This window comes from Streptococcus didelphis DSM 15616, assembly GCF_000380005.1.
Taxonomy (GTDB): domain Bacteria; phylum Bacillota; class Bacilli; order Lactobacillales; family Streptococcaceae; genus Streptococcus; species Streptococcus didelphis.
In genome coordinates this window covers 642194-663211 of sequence record NZ_KB904188.1, presented here as the reverse complement: position 1 = coordinate 663211, position 21018 = coordinate 642194, and the positions used below count along the sequence as shown (strand labels likewise).

Below are 21018 nucleotides of genomic sequence, written 5' to 3'. Positions count from 1 at the left end.
CAAAAGTTTGTAAGGACCGTTTGTAATAAAAAAATATATTAGAGGAGTATCATGAGTGATATAAAAATAATTGCCTTGGGAGGAGTTCGTGAATATGGAAAGAACTTCTACTTGGTTGAAGTCAATAATTCTATCTTTATATTAGATGCAGGTTTAAAATACCCTGAAAATGAACAACTTGGGGTAGATTTGGTCATTCCTAATCTGGAATATGTTATTGAAAATAAGGATAAGGTTCAGGGTGTTTTCTTAAGCCATGGGCATGCAGATGCTATTGGTGCTTTGCCCTATCTTTTAGCAGAAGTACCAGTTCCAGTCTTTGGGTCAGAATTAACTATTGAGTTAGCTAAATTATTTGTCAAAAATAATAACAGTACTAAGAAGTTCAATAATTTTCATATTGTTGATAGTGAAACTGAAATTGAATTCAAAGATGGACTGATTTCGTTCTTTAAAACAACCCATTCTATTCCAGAAAGTTTAGGAGTAGTAATCAAAACTGATCAAGGAAATATTGTTCACACAGGTGATTTTAAATTTGATCAGGCAGCGCGTGAATTTTATCAAACAGATTTCTTAAGATTAGCAGAAATTGGTAAAGATGGCGTTTTAGCTCTGCTTTCAGCTTCAGCAAATGCTACTAGCAATACTCAAATTGCGAGTGAGTCAGAAGTTGGTGATGAAATGAATAATGTCATTGGAGATGCCTCAGGTCGTGTGATTGTAGCGGCAGTTGCTTCAAACCTTATTCGTATTCAGCAAGTCTTTGACTCAGCAGCCATTTACGGTCGTAGAGTGGTTTTAACAGGAACAGATGTGGAAAATATTGTTAGAACAGCTATGCGTCTCAAAAAATTGACCATTGTTGATGAGAAATTATTAATCAAACCTAAAGACATGGCTAAGTATGAAGATCATGAACTGATTATTCTAGAAGCTGGTAAGATGGGTGAACCTATTAATAATCTACAAAAGATGGCAACTGGTCGTCACCGTTACGTGGAAATTAAAAAAGGAGACCTTGTTTATATCGTTACAACGCCAAATGTTTCAAAAGAGGCAATGGTAGCTCGGGTTGAAAATTTGGTTTATAAGGCTGGTGGTAGTGTGATTCTTATTACCCAAAATCTACAGGTATCAGGACATGCAAATGGCAGAGACTTGCAACTGATGATAAACCTTATGAAACCTAAGTATCTCTTTCCCGTTCAGGGGGAATATCGTGATTTAGCTGCCCATGCAGCCTTGGCTGAAGAAGTGGGGATTTTCCCAGAAAATATTCATATCATGAAACGTGGTGATGTCATGGTCTTAAATGATCAGGGCTTCCTACATGAAGGTGGTGTGCCTGCTAGTGATATCATGATTGATGGTAATGCTATTGGTGATGTAGGAAATATTGTTTTACGTGATAGAAAAGTCTTATCAGAAGATGGTATTTTCATCGTTGTTATTACTGTTAATAAACGGGATAAAAAGATTGTTTCAAAAGCTAAAGTAAATACTCGTGGCTTTGTGTATGTTAAAAAGAGTCGAGACATTCTTCGCGAAAGTGCTGAGTTAGTTAATACTACAGTTGAAAATTACTTACAAAAGGATAATTTTGATTGGGGTGAACTAAAAGGATCTGTCCGAGAAGAATTATCTAAGTTCTTGTTTGATCAAACCAAACGTCGCCCAGCGATTCTTCCTGTGGTCATGGAAGTTCGTCAATAATATAATAAAGAGGCTTGCTTACCAAGTCTCTTTCACATCTAGAATTATCTTTTTATGGATAAATAAGGAGTTATTATGGCTACTATAAAAATTGAATACCGTTCAGAGGCCTTGGCTATGGAAAGACAGGTCAATGTTATCTATCCAGATCAATCTAGTCTAACTAAAGAAGAACAAAATGATCATGATATTCCAGTCCTTTATTTATTACATGGGATGGGAGGCAATGAGAATTCTTGGCAAAAACGTACAGATATTGAACGTTTAATACGTCATACTAATCTGATTGTTGTAATGCCCTCTACAGATTTAGCTTGGTATACAGACACAGCCTATGGCATGTCATATTATCAAGCTATTGCTGAGGAGCTACCGCAAGTCTTGGCTAATTTTTTCCCTAATATGACCAAAAAAAGAGGAAAGACTTTTATCGCAGGGGCCTCAATGGGTGGCTATGGAGCTTTTAAGTTAGCTTTAAAAACAAATAAATTTTCTTATGCTGCCTCATTTTCTGGTGCTTTAACCAAAACTGAAAAGGGTTTCAAGGATTTAGATAAGAAAGAGCAAAAATACTGGATGGGCATTTTTGGTTCCTTAGACTCTACTCATCTGGAAGAACATTATTTAAGCAATATGGTTAAGCAATCTGATCTGAAAACAAAATTTTATGCCTGGTGTGGCTATGAGGACTTTTTATACCAAGTAAATGAAGAGGCTGTTAAAGAATTTAGGCAATTAGGCCTTGATTTGGTTTATAAAAACGATCATGGAACCCACGACTGGTATTATTGGAATAAACAACTAGAAGTTCTCCTTGAGTTCTTGCCCATCCACTATGTTAAAGAAGAGAGATTATCATAAATTAAAAAATGAAAAAACTGATAAAGATTATTTTATGGCTCCCCATTAAGGTTTTACAGATTATTTGGAGAATTATCTGGAACATCATTCAAACCATACTGGTAGTAGCGATTATTGCTTTTGCTTTAATTTATTATTCAGACCATAGTGATTCAAAATTGGCAAATGATATTGCTAATCTTAGACATAAGGTAGAACTTATTTATAATACTTGGGGAAAAACAGAGTCTGACAAGCCACCTATCACTAAAAAGCTATAAAACCAGATAACTACAAACACTTAGCAGGAGTCCGATGGAAAAAGAACCAGGCTAGTGTTTATATCAAAACAAGCAATCCTATTTTTATAAATGCCTATCAAGCAGCTATTAATAATTGGAACCAAACACAGGTTTTTCAATTAACTTTAATTGATAATGAGCATGAAGCTGATATTATTGCTGATGAGATTAATGACAAAACTCTTGATGCAGCAGGCTTAGCTAAGCTAGTAAGTCAAGATACTGATAAAACAATTCAACACGCAAATGTTTATCTAAATGCTTATTATTTACTAAATGAGAACTATGATTATAATCAGAAAGAATTGTTCATACGGCAGAGCACGAGTTAGGACATGCTATTGGGCTGGACCATAATAATCAAGAAAACTCCGTTATGCAGTCAGCTGGCTCCTTTTATGATAGACAAAAAAGTGATATTTCAGCTTTAAATAAACTCTATAGACAATAGGGTAAATTACTAAAAAAATGCCTCAAAAGGGGCATTTTTTGCTACAATAGACTTATGATTATATTACAAGCAAACAAATTAAAACGTTCCTTTTCAGGTGATATTCTGTTTAAAAATATTAATTTACAAGTTGATGACCGTGATAGAATAGCTCTTGTCGGCCCTAATGGAGCAGGCAAGTCAACTCTATTAAAACTATTGGTTGGAGAGGAAGAACCAACAAGTGGTGAGATTCTTAAAAAGAAAGAAACAACAATCTCTTATTTGGCGCAAGATAGTAGATTTGAATCTGATAAGACTATTTATCAGGAAATGCTAAAAGTATTTTCTAATCTACGTAAAGATGAAGATCGCCTGCGCCAGATGGAGACAGAGATGGCTTCCTTATCAGGTGATAAACTTGAAAAACTGATGAAGGACTATGATCTTTTAACAGAGAGTTTCCGTTATCGTAATGGTTTTTCTTATGAGTCAGATATAAAAGCTATTCTTAATGGTTTTAAGTTTGATGAAAGTATGTGGAAAATGAAAATTTCAGAGCTGTCAGGTGGGCAAAATACACGTTTGGCCTTAGCTAAAATGCTCTTAGAAAATCCTAACTTATTGATTCTTGATGAACCTACTAACCATTTAGATATTGAAACGATTGCCTGGCTGGAAAACTATTTATCAAATTATAAGGGTGCCTTAATCATAGTAAGCCATGACCGTTATTTTCTTGATAAAGTGGCCACTATTACTCTTGACCTAAATAAAACTTCTTTAGATCGCTATCAAGGGAATTATTCCCAATTTGTGGACTTGAAGGCAGAAAAATTAGCTAGCCAAGAAAAGAATTTTGAAAAACAACAAAAAGAGATTGCAAAGTTAGAAGAATTTGTTCAAAAAAATATTGTCAGGGCTTCAACAACAAAAAGAGCTCAGGCTCGTCGTAAACAATTAGAAAAAATCCAACGTTTAGATAAGCCTAGTTTATCTAATAAACAAGCTCATATGACTTTTCATTCTGAAAACCCCTCAGGAAACCTTGTATTAACCATTCAAGATGGGGCTATTGGCTATGAGGATTTAGTTTTATCTCAGCCTATCAATTTAGAAATTAAAAAATTAGATGCGGTAGCTATTGTTGGCCCAAATGGTGTTGGTAAAACTACCCTTATCAAATCTATTATGGACTATATTCCTTTTATTAAAGGAGATATTAAATATGGTGCAAATCTTGATATGGGCTATTATGATCAGAGCCAATCACGTTTAACAGCCCAAAATACTGTACTTGAGGAATTATGGCAGGACTTTTCCACTAAGCCTGAATTAGAGATTAGAAATCGTTTAGGTGCCTTTTTATTCTCTGGTGATGATGTCAAAAAAACAGTTGGGATGTTATCAGGAGGAGAAAGAGCAAGGCTACTTTTAGCTAAACTTTCTATGGAAAATAATAATTTTTTAGTTCTAGATGAGCCAACTAATCACTTGGACATTGACAGCAAAGAAGTTCTAGAGAATGCCCTCATTGATTTTGACGGAACCTTACTTTTTGTAAGCCATGATCGGTATTTTATTAATCGTTTGGCAACTAAGGTGCTTGAAATTAGCCAAGAAGGCTCACAGCTTTATTTAGGTGATTATGACTATTATCTTGAGAAAAAAGCTGAGCTAGAAGAATTAGCAAGACTGAAACAATTAGAGACCCAAGACAATTCTAAGTCAGCTGATTTACAAACAAATGACTATCTCAAGCAAAAGGAAAGTCAAAAGGAAGTTCGTAAATTACAAAGGCGTTTAGCTGAAGTAGAAGATAGGCTTGAAACTATTGAAAAAGATCTGGCAGAAATCTTAGATCACATGTCACAAATTAATGATCCTAGTGAGCTTTTTGCTAAGCAAAAGCAGGTTGATAGACTTGAACTAGAACAAGAAAACTTATTAGTAGAATGGGAAGAAATTGGTGTACAATTAGAGCTTTAAAGAAAAAGAAAATTCTTAAAAGAATATTTCAGACAGATTTTGATCACAATCTGTTATATATAAGTTGAGGTGTTTGTAATACAGCTCTTGTTAGTAAATTCACAATATCAATTTATCGAAAAAAGGCTTATTTTAAAAGAAATTCTAGGATTTTATTTCTTGCAAATTGTGAAGGAATGAGATACTATTAATAAGTAAAATGAAAATATGGAGGCCAAAATGGTAACAGTTTCTAAAGAACAACATTTAGATATGTTTCTAAAAATGGAACGTATTCGTGAATTTGATTCACGTATTAATAAACTTGTCCGCAGAGGATTTGTACAAGGGATGACTCACTTCTCAGTAGGTGAAGAAGCAGCAAACGTAGGTGCAGTTGCTCATTTAACTTATGATGATATTATCTTTTCAAATCACCGTGGACATGGTCAATCAATTGCTAAAGACATGGATCTTAACAAAATGATGGCTGAGCTTGCAGGTAAAGCTACAGGTGTATCAAAAGGTCGTGGTGGTTCTATGCACTTGGCTGACTTTGAAAAAGGGAACTATGGTACTAATGGTATCGTAGGTGGTGGCTATGCACTTGCTGTTGGCGCTGCTCTTACCCAACAATACAAAGAAACTAATAATATCGTTGTAGCCTTTTCTGGAGATGGAGCTACTAACGAAGGTTCATTCCATGAATCAGTAAATATGGCTGCAACTTGGAAATTACCTGTTATTTTCTTCATTATTAATAACCGTTATGGTATTTCAATGAGTATTAATAATGCTACAAATACACCACATTTATATACTCGTGCAGAAGCATATGGTATTCCTGGTTTTTATTGTCAAGACGGTAATGACTTGATGGCAGTATATGAAACAATGGATGAAGCTGTTAAACATGTTCGTGGTGGCAATGGCCCTGCAATTGTTGAAGTAGAATCATACCGTTGGTTTGGTCACTCTACAGCTGATGCTGGAAAATATCGTTCTAAAGAAGAAGTTGCTTCTTGGAAAGAAAAAGATCCAATGCTTAAATACAGAGCATATCTTACAAAAGAAGGTATTGCTACTGATGAAGAATTGGATGCTATTCAAGCACAAGTTAAACAAGAAATTGATGATGCTTATGAATATGCTCAAAACAGTCCAGACCCAGAACTTTCTGTTGCCTTTGAAGATATTTGGGTAGACTAAATTCGGATTTAGCCGTTATAGTTTAATAGACTAAGAAAAATACGATTAAAACTAGGAGTAAATAATGAGTGAAACAAAATTAATGGCTTTACGTGAAGCCGTAAACCTTGCCATGACAGAAGAAATGCGCAAGGATGAAAATATCTACCTTATGGGTGAAGATGTTGGTGTTTATGGAGGGGACTTTGGTACTTCTGTAGGCATGATTGAAGAGTTTGGTTCAAAACGCGTTAAGGATACACCAATTTCCGAGGCAGCTATCTCTGGTGCTGCTATTGGATCTGCGATTACAGGACTTCGTCCAATCGTTGACGTAACCTTCATGGACTTTTTAACTATTATGATGGATGCTATTGTTAACAATGGTGCTAAAAATAACTACATGTTTGGTGGAGGTTTGAAAACTCCAGTTACATTTAGGGTAGCTTCAGGTTCAGGTATTGGTTCTGCTGCACAGCACTCACAATCTTTAGAAGCATGGATGACACATATTCCAGGTATTAAAGTTGTAGCACCAGGAAATGCTAACGATGCTAAAGGACTTTTAAAATCAGCTATTCAAGATAACAATATTGTTATCTTCATGGAACCAAAAGCTCTTTATGGTAAAAAAGAAGAAGTTAACCAAGACCCTGATTTCTACATTCCATTAGGAAAAGGAGAAATCAAACGTGAAGGAACTGACCTCACAATTATTTCTTATGGACGTATGCTTGAACGTGTTCTCCAAGCAGCTGAAGAAGTAGCTGAAGAAGGCATTAACGTTGAAGTTCTTGACCCACGTACCCTAGTTCCGCTTGACAAAGAATTAATTGTTGAATCTGTTAAGAAAACTGGTAAAGTAATGTTGGTTAATGACGCATACAAAACTGGTGGTTACACTGGAGAAATTGCAACAATGATTACTGAAAGTGAAGCCTTTGATTATTTGGATCACCCAATTGTACGTTTAGCCAGCGAAGATGTTCCAGTTCCATATGCACGTGTTTTAGAACAAGCTATCTTACCAGATGTAGAGAAAATAAAAGCAGCTATTGTAAAAATGGCAAAAAATGGTAATTAATATACACTAGAACGAAGTCTCATCAGTGAGACTTCCTTCCATGTATATCGGTATATCTCATTATTAAAGGATATCCTCTAACAATGAGATTATGTTACTGTGATAGTATGAAAGGAAGATTATGGCTGTTGAAATAATTATGCCAAAGCTCGGTGTTGACATGCAAGAAGGCGAAATCATCGAGTGGAAAAAACAAGAAGGTGATACTGTCCAAGAAGGCGATGTTCTTCTTGAAATCATGTCAGATAAAACCAATATGGAAATTGAAGCAGAAGATGCTGGGGTTCTCTTGAAAATCATTCGTCCTGCAGGTGATACTGTACCAGTAACAGAAGTTATTGGTTATATCGGAGCTGAAGGCGAATCTGTTGATACAATTGCTTCAAGTGAGAAGACAACAGAAATTCCTGCTCCAAATTCTGCAGATGCAGCACCAACTGTAGCACCTAAAGAAGTAGTTGAAAGACCACAAGTAGCAGTAGCTCACACAGCAATCCCAAGTGGCGATGGTTCAAAGGTACGCGCTACTCCTGCAGCTCGTAAATTAGCTAAGGAACAAGGGCTTGATTTGAGTCAAGTAGCTGGTACAGGACCAAAAGGCCGCGTACATAAAGAAGATATTGAAAACTTTAACAATGCTCAACCTAAAGCTTCACCACTTGCTCGTAAGATGGCAGAAGTAGAAGGAATTGATTTGGCTTCTATCAAGGGTACAGGATTTAATGGCAAGGTAATGAAAGAAGATATTCTTCTTGTAATGAATGCTAACAAAGCTGTCCAAGAACCAGCTAAAGCAACTGAGCCTAAAGAAGATAAACCTAAGGCTGAATTACCAGAAGGTGTTGAAGTCATTAAGATGTCAGCTATGCGTAAGGCAATTTCAAAAGGTATGACCAACTCATACCTAACTGCTCCAACGTTTACGCTTAACTATGATATTGATATGACGGAAATGATGGCTCTACGTAAGAAACTTATTGATCCAATTATGGAAAAAACTGGTTTGAAAGTTTCTTTCACTGATTTAATTGGTATGGCTGTCGTTAAAACCTTGATGAAACCTGAGCATAGCTACATGAATGCATCACTAATCAACGATGCACAAGAAATTGAATTACATAAATTTGTTAACATTGGTATAGCTGTTGGTTTAGATGAAGGACTTATCGTACCAGTTGTTCATAATGCAGATAAGATGACACTTGCAGACTTTGTTGTAGCATCAAAAGATGTTATTAAAAAAGCCCAAGCTGGTAAATTAAAATCAGCAGAAATGTCAGGTTCAACATTCTCAATTACTAACTTAGGTATGTTTGGAACTAAAACATTTAATCCAATCATCAACCAACCTAACTCAGCAATCTTAGGTGTTGGTGCAACTATTCCAACTCCAACAGTTGTTGATGGTGAAATTGTAGCTCGCCCAATTATGGCTATGTGTTTAACAATTGACCACCGCTTAGTTGATGGTATGAATGGTGCAAAATTCATGGTAGATCTTAAAAACCTCATGGAAAATCCATTTGGATTACTAATTTAAGGTAGAATGTTTTGAGTATTTCTTAATATACAAGCTATGAGGGAATTACCCAAACCTTGTAAAAGATTCTGAACCAACTGATTTATTGGATATAAAAGGAGAAAATAATGGCTGTTGAAATTATTATGCCAAAGCTCGGTGTTGATATGCAAGAAGGCGAAATCATCGAGTGGAAAAAACAAGAAGGTGATACGGTTAATGAAGGTGACATCCTTCTAGAAATCATGTCAGACAAAACAAATATGGAAATCGAAGCAGAAGATGCTGGTGTTCTATTAAAGATTGTTCGTAAAGATGGTGAAACTGTACCTGTAACAGAAGTTATTGGTTATATCGGAGCTGAAGGTGAAGCTATTGAAGAAGGTACAAAAGCAGCATCAGATGTAGAAGTAGCTCGTACTACTGAAGACTTGGAAGCTGCTGGACTTGAAGTACCAAAAGCACCTGAACAAGGAACAGCTCCTGCTGCAAAAGCTGACAAGACTCCACTTGCTAATAACGAATACGACATCATTGTTGTTGGTGGTGGACCTGCTGGTTACTATGCTGCTATTCGTGGTGCTCAACTTGGTGGTAAAATTGCTATCGTTGAGAAATCAGAATTTGGTGGTACATGTTTAAATGTGGGATGTATTCCAACTAAAACATATCTTAAAAATGCTGAAATCCTTGATGGTTTGAAAATTGCAGCAGGACGTGGTATTAATCTTGCTTCAACAAATTATACTATCGATATGGATAAAACAGTTGAATTTAAAAATACTGTTGTAAAAACTCTTACAGGTGGTGTTAAAGGCCTCCTTAAAGCAAACAAGGTTACTCTTTTCAATGGTTTAGGTCAAGTTAACCCAGATAAAACAGTTACTATTGGATCTGAAACAATTAAAGGACGTAACATTATTCTTGCTACAGGTTCAAAAGTTTCACGTATCAATATCCCAGGAATTGACTCTAAACGTGTCTTGACTTCTGATGATATCTTAGACCTACGTGAAATGCCAAAATCACTTGCTGTTATGGGTGGTGGCGTTGTTGGTATCGAACTTGGTCTTGTATGGGCATCATACGGTGTTGATGTTACTGTTATTGAAATGGCTGATCGTATTATCCCTGCTATGGATAAGGAAGTTTCAACTGAACTTCAAAAAATCCTATCTAAGAAAGGGATGACTATTAAAACATCAGTTGGTGTTTCTGAAATCGTTGAAGAAAATAATCAATTAAAATTGAAATTAAATAACGGTGAAGAAGTAGTTGCTGAAAAAGCCTTGCTATCTATTGGACGTGTTCCACAAATGAATGGGCTTGAAAATCTTGATTTAGAAATGGACCGCAACCGTATCAAGGTTAATGCTTATCAAGAAACATCTATTCCAGGTATCTATGCACCTGGTGATGTTAACGGAACTAAGATGTTAGCACATGCTGCTTACCGTATGGGAGAAGTTGCTGCTGAAAATGCAATGCATGGTAATGTTCGTAAAGCTAACCTTGAATATACACCAGCTGCTGTTTATACACATCCAGAAGTGGCTATGGTTGGTATTACAGAAGAAGAAGCACGTAAACAACATGGCGATATCCTTGTTGGACGTAATAGCTTTACAGGAAATGGCCGTGCAATTGCTTCAAATGAAGCCCATGGTTTTGTAAAAGTTATTGCAGATGCTAAATTCCATGAAATTTTAGGGGTACATATCATTGGACCAGCTGCCGCTGAAATGATTAATGAAGCTGCAACTATTATGGAAGCTGAATTAACAGTTGATGAATTATTACTTTCAATTCATGGACACCCAACATTCTCAGAAGTAATGTATGAAGCATTTGCTGACGTACTTGGTGAAGCTATTCATAACCCACCAAAACGTAAATAATAAGTATTTAAAAAGACCGAAAGGTCTTTTTTTATGTCAAATTTAGAATTTAAACTGCAGAAAAGAAGATTATTAATTCAGGAAATCTAATTTAATGATTATTTTTCACTATTATTTTTAAAACTGAATAACAAATTAAAGTTTAAGGTTGACAAAAGTATCATGTTATATTATATTCTAATCAAAATATAATATAAGGTGGTTTATATGAGGAATAAAAAAGTATCATTAAAGAGTATTCTTTTAAAAGCTAGTGCTGCCATTGTTGTAACCGGGATTATAGGTAGCGGTGTATTGATTAATAATACAACATATGCCGTCAGCGGAAAAGATGATAAGAAAAGTGCCGTCAAGTATGAAGCGACTAAGGTTATGGAAGCTAATGCCACTTCTAACAAAGAGGATAAACATATTATTCATACTTTAGATGGATCAATGCATACAACTTGGGAAGAAAATGCACCTGGTGGCGGTGTCGGAGAAGTCCTTTCTTATAAATTTCACTCGCCAATGCATATTGGTAGGGTATTAATTGTTAATGGTGATACCTCTAGTGAGAAAAATTTTTACAAGAAAAACAGAATTGCCAAAGCTGATGTCAAATACTACAATGGTGATAAATTAGTTCTCTTCCAAAAAGTTGAATTACGAGATACTTATACAAAGAAACCTCATCACATTGACATTGATAAAAAACTTGATGTTGATCGTATTGATATCGAGATTACAGAAGTCCACCAAGGTGAAAACAATGAAGTTCTTGCTGTATCAGAAGTCACTTTTGGCAATTTGGAAAGAGATGCTTTTGAAAAAGCCTTTAAAAAGCGTCGTGAAAACTGGGTAACTGATAAGTTAGCAGAAGAGTTTATTAAAACTGCTGACAAATACGCTGACAAAGCTATTCAGATGAATGCTGTTGCTTCACGGGCAGAATACTATCGAATGTATGTGAATCGAAAATACACTTATAGTAAAGATTTTGTAGAACAATTAAAACAAATTTATAAAGAAAGTGGCGCTTCTCATGTAACAAGTAAGAAAGACTTGATTTTGGCATTTGATGATGCAAAGAGAAAATCAACTATCGGAAGACAAGAAAACGGTCTTTTTGTTACAAGCTCTGCAGAAGATATGGCATTGCTTTTCAATGAAAAGGGAAAACTACAACCTGCCAATAAAATTGAAGAAGTTAAAGGTGTAGAAAAAGGCAAATACAGTGATGGAGTTTATCAATATGAGTTTGATGCCGAGTTAACAAAAAATATTGATAAATTAGGTTATATTAGAACTGCTAGCGCTGATACACCTGGAGCAAATTCACTTAATATACCTGGTTGCCAAACTTGGGCAGGAGAACATATCGAAAACTCAGAAAGCGAATTGATTTTCCCATCTATTGATGTAAAAGGAATTAAATCTAAAACTGTCTTAGCAGAAATTGATGCCAAAGGTTACTTTGAAATCATAGATCCAACCCTAATAGGACCAGACGGTGAACATAAAAAAGTTACGGGACGCTTTAAAGTTAAGAAAATGCAGGATAGAAAGTAGGGGCAAATGTACAAGATACCAAAAGGTTTAGAACATTATCAAGAAATCTTTCAAAAAGAATTGCCACTTAAAGACTTAATTAAATTTTTTATAGGTACCGATAAAGACTATCGTATCACTAGTAGAGACTCTTATATGGGAGATATTTCTGATCCAGAAGTTATTTTAGAATATGGTATTTACCCTGTTTTTGTGCAAGGTAAAGTCCAAGTAAAAGATAAGCTTGAAAAAGCTTTATTAGAGATGTCAAAGAGTCATCAAGCACTAGCACTTTATCAAGTTGTTCAATTTTTAAATGGTGAAAACATGCTTTTAAATTATTATGAAAGTTTACCATTTTACTTGAATCGAGAAGAAATACTATCCAATATTAAAATAGCTATGGCAAATGAGCATATTAGACAAGACATGAAAGAGTATAAATCGGGAGAATTTGCTCATTATAAAGATAGCATGCTTGATATGGTAGAAAGAACCATAGACACGTTTTAGAATGATGAAAAGGTATGAAAGATATGTCTAATAAAAATACATTTAAAAAATACAGTCGCATCGCTGCATTATTGTCAGTAGCTCTTATTGCTTGTAACCTTGCTACAGCAAATGCCGAAGCAAATAATCCAAAAACCAAAACTAATGATGTCACTATCAATGATAAGACCAAGGCTACTGATGGTACTCATCCTGAAGCAGATAAGATGCTTAAAACAGATAAGATGATTAAGCTTACTCCTAAAGAGATGCCATTAGAAGATACAGAAAAAGATGATCAGAAAAAAAATCGAGAAAAGGTAGATGAGGTCGACAACTCTAAGGAGCTCAGTAAAGGTATCTATGGCTTAAACTATAATATCCTTGAAGTATTGGCTAGAAACGGTGAACCTATCGAGAATTTTATTCCTAAAGAAGGACTTAAGAAAGCCGATAAGTTTATTGTTATCGAAAGAAAGAAAAAAGATATTAATACCACACCTGTAGATATCTCAATAATTGATTCCGTTACAGATAGAACATACCCTGCAGCACTTCAATTGGCTAATAAGAATTTTACAGAAAATAAGCCAGATGCAATTGTAACTAAGCGTAGACCTCAAAAGATCCATATTGATTTACCAGGTATGGGAGAAAGTGCATCTGTAGAGGTTAAAGACCCAACTTATGCCAACATTGCATCAGCTATTGATGAACTTACTAATAAATGGCATGATAATTTTTCAGGTGGAAATACCCTCCCAGCAAGAACCCAATATACTGAATCTATGGTTTATTCAAAATCTCAGATTGAGGCAGCCTTAAATGTTAATAGTAAAGTCCTCGATGGTACTTTAGGAATTGACTTTAACTCCATTTCCAAAGGAGAGAAGAAAGTTATGATTGCTGCTTATAAACAAATTTTCTACACTGTCTCAGCAGATCTTCCAAATGATCCTTCAGATGTCTTTGATAAATCAGTTACATTTAATGAATTAAAACAAAAGGGTGTCAGCAACGAGGCTCCGCCACTCTTTGTTAGCAACGTGGCTTACGGAAGAACCGTTTTTGTTAAGTTAGAGACTAATTCTAAGAGCAATGATGTTGAGGCGGCTTTCAGTGCAGCACTAAAAGAAAAAGATCTCAAAAGCAAAGGCAAGTATTCTGATATTTTAGATAATAGTTCCTTTACAGCAGTTGTTTTAGGAGGAGATGCTTCAGAACACAACAAGGTGGTGACCAAAGATTTTGATGTCATCAGAAATGTTATCAAAGACAATGCAGCATTTGGTAGGAAAAATCCTGCTTATCCTATTTCCTATACCAGTGTCTTCCTTAAAGATAATAAGATTGCTGGTGTAAATAATAGAAGTGAATATGTTCAAACTACATCAACAGAGTATACTAGTGGTAAGATTAGTTTATCTCATGGTGGTGGATTTGTGGCACAATATGAAATCCTTTGGGATGAAATCAGCTATGATGACAAAGGAAAAGAAGTCCTTACACCAAGATATTGGGAGAGTAACTGGCATAGCAGGACAGCACCCTTTAATACTGTCATTCCTCTAGGAGCAAATACACGAAATATCCGTATAATGGCAAGAGAATGTACAGGATTAGCTTGGGAATGGTGGCGAAAGGTAATAGATGAAAGAGATGTTAAATTAGCTAAAGAAATTGAAGTAAAACTCTCAGGAACAACCTTAAACCCATATGGCAGCATTACTTATAAATAAAGTTGAATAAGTTCCTGACTTAATAGAATTTATTGTTAAAATGATAGTGTAGAAAAAAAGAATGATTTAATCTAGTCCCTGTTTACTAAAATTCTAATTTAATTTTTCTGACTTTACTTATTAGTATCCCAAAAGTTCACTTATTAAAAGCTAGAATTAAGATAAAAATTATCCATGCTTAAGCTCTATCTTATATAACAAGTAGAAGAAATGAAATACCTTTTCCACAATCTCATAGTTATCTAAAAAATTGAATATTTTAATGATTAGGCTGTTGCTTTGTTTAGAAACGTGCTATAATACAAGTTGTTTATAAATAAGAAAGAGATTACATGTTGAAAAAAGAAAAATATATTACTAAATTTTTATTACTCAGTTTGTTATTGCCTAGTCTTCAGACAATTAGTGTTTTTGCAGAAGAGATAGAGGCTTCAGTATCTTCTAGTCCAGTAGTGGAGACTACTCCGACCATAGACAATAAGAATTTTGACTTAGCTAAGCCTAGTGAGAACACTCCTAATATGGGTTCCGATTTAGATAGTTCTTCTGATAAGGGGTCAATAGATAGTCCTAAGCCTCCTCAGACAAACAATGATCAGTCCGCTGGTGGAACAAGTACCAAACCTGATCAGGATAATAAGGAAACTCCTTCCCCAACTCCCCCAAGTGGGACACCTAAAGAAGAGAATCCTGTTACGCCAAATAGCAGTAACAAGCAGATACCGACTCCTAATGCTCAGCCTCAGCCAACTCCAAGTCAGCCTCAGGCTAGTTCAGCAAGTATTCCTCTTGTTCCAAGCATGCCTGCAGTGACTAACAAGACTCAGACAAGTCCATTTAACCAGATGCCAGAAATGCCTTCGGCAATTGCAGAGGCTGGTTATGTGGAACATTGGTCAGGAGATGATGCTTACACCCATAACTTAATGTCTCATCGTTATGGAATTACTGCTCATCAATTGGATAGTTTTTTAGAGTCTACTGGTATTAATTATGACAGAAATCGTGTTAATGGAAGTAAACTCTTGAAGTGGGAAAGGTTTAGCGGCTTGGATGTGCGTGCTATAGTTGCCATTGCCATTGCTGAAAGCTCACTAGGAACACAGGGTGTGGCTAGAGAAGCTGGCGCTAATATGTTTGGTTATGGTGCATTTGATTATGCTCCCCAGTCTGCGACAGCCTACAGTGATGAACGTGCTGTTATCAAGATGGCCAAAGAGACAATTATGGAAAATAAAAATACTAGCTTTGCTATTCAAGATAAGAAAGCGCAAAAGTTATCCATGGGTCTTTTAAATCTTGCCTTAGAAGGTGGTGTCTATTACACAGATACTAGTGGTACTGGTAAGAAGCGTGCAGAACTTATGGAAAAGCTGGATCAATGGATTGACCAACATGGTGGGACACCGGCAATTCCAGATCACTTACAAATGCAATCTTCTTCTAGTGTAGAGACGGTTCCTAAAGGTTATAAGCTGACTAAGTTACATAATATTATTAATTATACAGCAGAAACCTATCCTTGGGGACAGTGTACCTGGTATGTTTACAATAGAGCTCAGGAATTAGGCTACCACTTTGATCCATTTATGGGGAATGGTGGTACTTGGAAACATAAGAGTGGCTATGAAACCAGTGATACCCCACAAGTAGGCTATGCAGTATCTTTTAGCCCTGGTCAAGCAGGTGCAGACTTAACCTATGGACACGTTGCTATTGTTGAAGAGGTTAAAGAAGATGGTTCTATCCTTATTTCAGAATCAAATTGTATGGGACTAGGAACAATTTCTTACAGAACCTTTACAGCAGAACAAGCAAGTATGTTAACCTATGTGATAGGACAAAAATAATATTAGTCACTTATTATTAAATGCAGTGAGTGATAAGATTAGGCAAGAGCAAGGACAAAGATGTTCTTGCTTTTTGCAAGTTCAAGCTAAGCTAAATGTATGTGAGAAAAAGTAGTAGTGAATTAAGTCCTAGCTTGAAATAAAGCTAATTATCTTGTATTTTAGCCCCCATTGCATTAAAATAGTAACTGTAATAAAGAAAAATACAGGAGAAAAAAATGAAATATATTGTTAATAAAAGTAATAATCCAGCCTACAATATTGCCCTAGAAGCCTATGCTTTTAAAGAATTGGTTGATGAAGATGAAATCTTTATCCTCTGGATTAATGAACCTGCTATTATTATTGGTAAACATCAAAATACTATTCAAGAAATCAATAAGGAATATATTGAAGAACATGGTATCCATATTGTTCGTCGTCTATCAGGAGGCGGAGCTGTTTATCATGATCTAAATAACCTTAACTATACTATTATTTCAAATAAGTCAGAAGAAGGTGCTTTCGACTTTAAAACTTTCTCACAACCTGTTATTGAAACCTTGGCAGATTTAGGGGTTAAGGCTGAGTTTACAGGCCGTAATGATTTGGAAATTAATGGGAAAAAGTTCTGTGGAAATGCTCAAGCTTATTATAAAGGACGCATGATGCACCATGGTTGCCTTTTGTTTAATGTTGATATGACAGTCCTAGGCGATGCCCTTAAAGTAAGTAAAGATAAAATTGAATCTAAAGGGATTAAATCTGTACGTGCTCGTGTAACTAACATCTTAGATGAACTACCTGAGAAAATTACAGTTAATGAATTTTCAAACAAACTTTTGGACAAGATGAAAGAAACCTATCCTGATATGAGAGAATATGTTTTATCAGAAGATGAATTAGCTAAAATTCAAGAATCTGCAGATCAGCAATTTGGTAGCTGGGATTGGACTTATGGCAAAGCCCCAGAATATACTATTGAACGCAATGTACGTTATGCAGCAGGTAAAATCAATACATTTGCAAATGTTGAAAATTCTATTATTAAAAATATTAAGATTTACGGAGACTTCTTTGGAATAAAAGATGTTAAAGATATCGAAGAACTTCTCATTGGTTTAAAATATGAGTACAAAGATGTTTATGATAAATTACAAACTGTCGATATTAATCAGTATTTCTCACGTATGACAGTAGAAGAAGTTGCTAAGGCAATTGTTGCTTAAGAATAAGTTTACTCTTTAATTTATAATATAAAAGGCTCTTAAAAATCATATAGAATTTTTAAGAGCCTTTTTGAATTAAAAAAACTTTAAAATCAATATATTAAAAGATTTTAAAGTTTTTATGTTTTTTTAGGATTAAGAAAATTATTTATAAAACTAGCATTCTAGGCTTTCTCAGTCCTTGAATTTAGCTTTACTTTTGACATCCGTATATTCTTCAGCTATTTCCTTAGCAAGAATATCTTGATAGTCTGTTAATGTGATACCTTGCCCATATTTGTTTTTTAAAGCTGTTGCTACTAGTCGGTAAGCGAGATTGACATTTCGAGATAAAATAGGACCGTGGAAATAAGAACCAAAGACATTTTTATAGTGGACACCTTCAGTCTGATCTTCATTATTATTTCCATGTCCATAAACAATATCCCCTAAAGGTTTTTCGTCTGGGGAGAGAAAGGTACGTCCCTGGTGGTTTTCAAAACCATAGTAGGTTTCCTTAAATTCCTTGTTATAAATTTTTATGTCCCCAATAAAACGGTTGTTATTTTGGTTAAGTGTGTAATGTCCCATGACTCCAATGCCATCTATTTTAAGCCCATTAGCTTGAATATAATATTGACCTAAAAGCTGAAAGCCACCACAGATAGCCAAGATAACCTTATCTTGGTTAATAAAATTTGCAATAGCTTCTTTTTTGGCAGGTAAATCCTTGGCTACAATAGTTTGCTCGTAGTCTTGGCCTCCACCGAAAAAAATAATATCATACTTATTTTCATTAAAGTCATCTCCTACAGAGACAATATCAACAGTAACATGTGCTCCTAATTTCTCAGCAACATATTTGAGCATGAGGACATTTCCATTGTCACCATAGGTGTTCAAAAGGTTACCATAGAGATGTGCAATATGGATATCATAATTAAAATTACCTTGGTCAGGAGATTGTAGTGATATATAAGTCATTATTGGATCTCCTTTCTAATAAAACCTTTATGAGCTAAAATATCACGAAATTCTAGCATGGCAGTATAGGTGGCAAGGATATAAGCGTGTTTAGTCTCTTGCTGTTCAATAGCTGTGATAATCTCTTCTAAGCTTTCTTTTTCTGTAATATGGTTACTATCATAGCCGGTAACACGTAAACGTCTAGCAATTTCAGAATGTCTAAGACCACCAGTATTGATTTCGGTAATATCCATCTGGTTAATAAGTTCAAAATTAGCATCCCAAATCCAAGAGGTATCAATGCCATCAGCATAATTAGCATTTAAAAGAACAGATAAGCTAAAAGGATAATTTGCTAATTTAATCATTTCAAGGGCCTGGCTAGCACCAACTGGATTTTTAATGAGGATTAGAGTACAAGACTTATCACCAATTGAAAAACTTTCTTGACGGCCAAAAACAGCCTTACTCTTATTAAAACCAGCCTTTATTTTTTCTGGAACGACACCAAAATATTCAGCCACAGCAACAGCAGCTAGGGCATTATAAATATTGTAGAGTCCACCAACGTTTATTTTATAAGCCTGACCATCTATTATAAATTCAGAACTGGAATTCGTTATTCGAGTGAGTTCTGTTAGCTGATAGCTTAATTGAGGTCTTTCAAAGTGGCAGTTCAGACAGATGTAATTTCCTAGATTAGCATAGGTATTAAGTTTATATTGTAAAATATGCTGACATTTAGGACAGACAATGCCTTCAGTGTTATAATGTGCTAATTTTGGTGTATGAGATTCAGTATTAAAGCCATAATATTGCACAGGATTAACTAGTTCTTTTGAGGCAAATAAGGGGCTGTCACCATTAGCAAGGATAGTAGCTTCAGGCGCATTACTAGCTCCTTCTTGAATCATGTTATAGGTAGTATAAATTTCTCCATAACGATCCATTTGATCTCGGAAAATATTAGTAAAAACAAATAAACTAGGTTTAATGTAGCTTGTAATCCTTGGAAGACTAGCTTCGTCAATTTCTAAAACAGCAATTTTTTTCCCACTTTTTCCTCTTTTGGCTGTTAAGAAGGTAGTTACAATACCAGTAATCATATTTGCTCCACTTGGATTAGTAAGAACTTGACCAAAGGCTTCTTGTAGGATACCAACTGTAAGTGCTGTAGTTAGGGTTTTACCATTAGTCCCTGTAATGACTACAATTTCATAATCTTTAGCAAGGGTGTCCAGGATGTCTTTATCGTATTTGAGAGCAAGTTTACCAGGGTAGGTTGAACCTCTCCCCATTTTTTTAAGAACTGTTTGAGCAGTTTTTCCGGCACTGATGCCTAAGATTGTCTTCATTTTCATGTTTATATTTTATCATAGTTTCATCAAATTTTGATACAGAAAATCCTATGGAAAAATGTTATAATGGAATAAGTAGAAATTTCACATAGAAAGAGAGTTGTATGAGTAATTTAAGTAATATCGATATGAAATTTTTTTTAAGCTTACTGGATAACCCATGGCTTTTAGCTATTCATATTTTTGATGTATTAATTGTTGCTTTTGCTATCTATCGTTTTATTCGAGCTCTAGTTGGTACAAAAATCATGTCTCTAGTTCAAGGAGTCATTTTATTTATAGCCTTAAGATTTGTTGCGGAATGGATTGGTTTTACAACCATCACCTATTTAATGAATCAAGTTATTACCTATGGGGTAATTGCGGCTGTTGTTATTTTTGCTCCTGAAATCAGAACTGGTCTCGAGAAATTTGGTCGTACAACACAACTCTTTCTACAGAAAGAAACTAAAAATGATGAAGAAACCTTAGTAGATGCTTTGATAAAATCAGTTGCTTATATGAGTCCCAGAAAAATTGGAGCCCTTATCGTAATTGAACAGACACAAACCCTACAAGAATACATTAATACAGGCATTCCTTTGAATGCTGATATCTCGAACCAATTATTGATTAATATTTTTATTCCCAATACCCCTTTGCACGATGGTGCAGTAATTATAGGGGATAATAAGGTTAGATCAGCAAGTTCTTACTTACCTCTAACAGAATCAATGTCGATTTCCAAAGAATTTGGGACTAGGCATAGGGCCGCTATTGGGCTATCTGAAAATTCTGATGCTATTACAATTGTTGTTTCAGAAGAGACTGGTGGTATTTCTATAACTAGAAAAGGCCAATTTCTTCATGACCTGAGCAAGAGTGACTTTGAATCAGTAATCCGCTCATATCTTATCAGTGAACCAATCCAGAAAGATAAGTGGTTTAGAAAAATAGTTGGAGGCAAATAAG

Annotated in this window: 17 protein-coding genes; 15 read left to right on the top strand and 2 right to left on the bottom strand. The window is 35.1% G+C overall.

Going from position 1 to position 21018, the window contains the following annotated elements; translation table 11 throughout:
* Positions 1–51: 51 nt before the first annotated feature.
* From A3GU_RS0103300 to lplA, 14 genes are all read left to right on the top strand, one after another.
* Positions 52–1716: a ribonuclease J gene (locus A3GU_RS0103300; RefSeq protein WP_018366123.1), complete on the top strand. Its 1665-nt coding sequence runs from the start codon at positions 52–54 to the stop codon at positions 1714–1716.
* Between the two features lie 75 nt (positions 1717–1791).
* Positions 1792–2577 (top strand): alpha/beta hydrolase, encoded by a 786-nt coding sequence (locus A3GU_RS0103295; RefSeq protein ID WP_018366122.1) that lies wholly within the window; start codon positions 1792–1794, stop codon positions 2575–2577.
* 8 nt (positions 2578–2585) lie between these two features.
* Complete coding sequence (locus tag A3GU_RS10435) at positions 2586–2837, top strand: hypothetical protein (RefSeq protein ID WP_018366121.1); 252 nt, start codon at positions 2586–2588, stop codon at positions 2835–2837.
* Between the two features lie 325 nt (positions 2838–3162).
* Positions 3163–3309 (top strand): matrixin family metalloprotease, encoded by a 147-nt coding sequence (locus A3GU_RS10430; protein ID WP_342661865.1) that lies wholly within the window; start codon positions 3163–3165, stop codon positions 3307–3309.
* Positions 3310–3363: 54 nt separating this feature from the next.
* Complete coding sequence (locus tag A3GU_RS0103285) at positions 3364–5277, top strand: ABC-F family ATP-binding cassette domain-containing protein (protein WP_018366120.1); 1914 nt, start codon at positions 3364–3366, stop codon at positions 5275–5277.
* Positions 5278–5496: 219 nt separating this feature from the next.
* A complete protein-coding gene (locus A3GU_RS0103280) occupies positions 5497–6465 on the top strand; it encodes a thiamine pyrophosphate-dependent dehydrogenase E1 component subunit alpha (RefSeq protein ID WP_018366119.1) in 969 nt (322 codons plus the stop codon).
* Between the two features lie 64 nt (positions 6466–6529).
* Positions 6530–7528 carry an alpha-ketoacid dehydrogenase subunit beta gene (locus tag A3GU_RS0103275; RefSeq protein ID WP_018366118.1) on the top strand — a complete coding sequence of 333 codons (999 nt, stop codon included), beginning with the start codon at positions 6530–6532 and terminating at the stop codon, positions 7526–7528.
* Between the two features lie 121 nt (positions 7529–7649).
* Entirely contained in the window at positions 7650–9068 is a 1419-nt protein-coding gene (locus tag A3GU_RS0103270) for a dihydrolipoamide acetyltransferase (RefSeq protein WP_018366117.1), read from the top strand.
* Between the two features lie 107 nt (positions 9069–9175).
* The gene (gene lpdA, locus A3GU_RS0103265; protein WP_018366116.1) at positions 9176–10945 is read left to right on the top strand and encodes a dihydrolipoyl dehydrogenase; all 1770 of its coding nucleotides are present in this window, start codon (positions 9176–9178) and stop codon (positions 10943–10945) included.
* A 207-nt stretch (positions 10946–11152) separates the two neighbouring features.
* Positions 11153–12496, top strand: a complete 1344-nt coding sequence (locus A3GU_RS0103260) for an NADase-type glycan-binding domain-containing protein (RefSeq protein ID WP_018366115.1) — start codon at positions 11153–11155, stop codon at positions 12494–12496.
* 6 nt (positions 12497–12502) lie between these two features.
* Positions 12503–12988, top strand: a complete 486-nt coding sequence (locus A3GU_RS0103255) for an NAD glycohydrolase inhibitor (RefSeq protein WP_018366114.1) — start codon at positions 12503–12505, stop codon at positions 12986–12988.
* Positions 12989–13002: 14 nt separating this feature from the next.
* Positions 13003–14706: a thiol-activated cytolysin family protein gene (locus A3GU_RS0103250; RefSeq protein WP_026216430.1), complete on the top strand. Its 1704-nt coding sequence runs from the start codon at positions 13003–13005 to the stop codon at positions 14704–14706.
* A gap of 332 nt (positions 14707–15038) precedes the next feature.
* Positions 15039–16556 carry a CHAP domain-containing protein gene (locus A3GU_RS0103245; RefSeq protein ID WP_018366112.1) on the top strand — a complete coding sequence of 506 codons (1518 nt, stop codon included), beginning with the start codon at positions 15039–15041 and terminating at the stop codon, positions 16554–16556.
* 218 nt (positions 16557–16774) lie between these two features.
* Positions 16775–17764: a lipoate--protein ligase gene (gene lplA, locus A3GU_RS0103240; protein WP_018366111.1), complete on the top strand. Its 990-nt coding sequence runs from the start codon at positions 16775–16777 to the stop codon at positions 17762–17764.
* Positions 17765–17938: 174 nt separating this feature from the next.
* On the opposite strand, the gene gatD is transcribed toward lplA, so the two are convergent.
* Together gatD and murT are read right to left on the bottom strand one after the other, a co-directional pair.
* A complete protein-coding gene (gene gatD / locus A3GU_RS0103235) occupies positions 17939–18727 on the bottom strand; it encodes a lipid II isoglutaminyl synthase subunit GatD (protein ID WP_018366110.1) in 789 nt (262 codons plus the stop codon).
* Positions 18727–20070, bottom strand: coding sequence for a lipid II isoglutaminyl synthase subunit MurT (gene murT / locus A3GU_RS0103230; RefSeq protein WP_018366109.1), 1344 nt, complete (start codon positions 20068–20070; stop codon positions 18727–18729). The genes gatD and murT overlap by 1 nt, the downstream gene beginning before the upstream one ends.
* Before the next feature lie 101 nt (positions 20071–20171).
* On the opposite strand from murT, the gene cdaA reads away from it, so the two are divergent.
* A complete protein-coding gene (gene cdaA, locus A3GU_RS0103225) occupies positions 20172–21017 on the top strand; it encodes a diadenylate cyclase CdaA (protein ID WP_018366108.1) in 846 nt (281 codons plus the stop codon).
* Position 21018 lies beyond the last annotated feature (1 nt).